Below are 991 nucleotides of genomic sequence, written 5' to 3' on the forward strand. Positions count from 1 at the left end.
GGGTAAACGTTGCAGCCTTATACTAAGATCATGTCTTTCTTAAGGTCAACAATGTGCAGGAAGCCTTCGTCATCAAACTTAACGATGTCACCCGTTGATAGCCAACCGTCTTCGTTAATGGTGTCTTTAGTTGCTTCCGGACGTTGCCAGTAACCTTGCATTACTTGAGGGCCGCGAACTTGTAGCTCACCTGTACCAGTATTTGGCAGTACATTGCCTTCTTCATCAACCATACGAACTTCTGTCGAAGGAACTGGCAGACCGATAGAACCGTTGTACTCAACCAAGTCATGCGGGTAAGCTGCAACTAACGGTGAACACTCAGTAAGTCCATAACCTTCAAGCAGGTAGCAGCCTGTGGTCTTCAGCCATTTCTCAGCAACAGCACGTTGAACTGCCATACCACCACCAACAGCCAAGCGAAGATTACTGAAGTCCAACTCATGGAAATCTTCATTGTTCACTAGCGCATTGAATAAGGTATTCACACCTGTGATCGCTGTGAATTGGTACTTTTGCAGCTCTTTTACAAAGCCGGGAATATCACGCGGGTTGGTAATCAGTAAGTTACGACCACCCATTTCGATAAACAGCAAACAGTTCACTGTCAGTGCAAACACGTGGTAAAGCGGCAATGCGGTTACCACTAATTCACGACCTGGAGAAAGTACAGGACCGTAAGCCCCTTTCGCCTGAAGCACGTTCGCAATCATGTTGCGATGCGTTAGGATTGCACCTTTTGCGACACCCGTAGTACCACCAGTGTATTGCAGAAATGCAATATCATCACCAGACATAAACGGCTTCACGTATTGCAGACGACGACCTTTGCGCAGTGCTTTGCGCATTGAAATTGCGCCCGGTAGATCGTACTTAGGAACCATACCTTTTACGTATTTCACCACGAAATCGACAATCGTACCTTTCGCACGTGGCAGCATTTGGCCAAGGCTAGTTAGCACCACGTGTTTCACAGGTGTGTTATCTACGA

1 pseudogene is annotated in these 991 nt (G+C 47.0%); it reads right to left on the bottom strand.

Features of this window, described 5'->3' with window-relative positions:
• Positions 1 to 20 precede the first annotated feature (20 nt).
• Positions 21 to 991 (bottom strand): annotated as a pseudogene (locus R7Z47_RS24160) (AMP-binding protein); the annotation flags it as partial.

Origin of the sequence: Vibrio sp. 1641 (genome assembly GCF_033339995.1) — a bacterium.
Taxonomy (GTDB): Bacteria; Pseudomonadota; Gammaproteobacteria; order Enterobacterales; family Vibrionaceae; genus Vibrio; species Vibrio alginolyticus.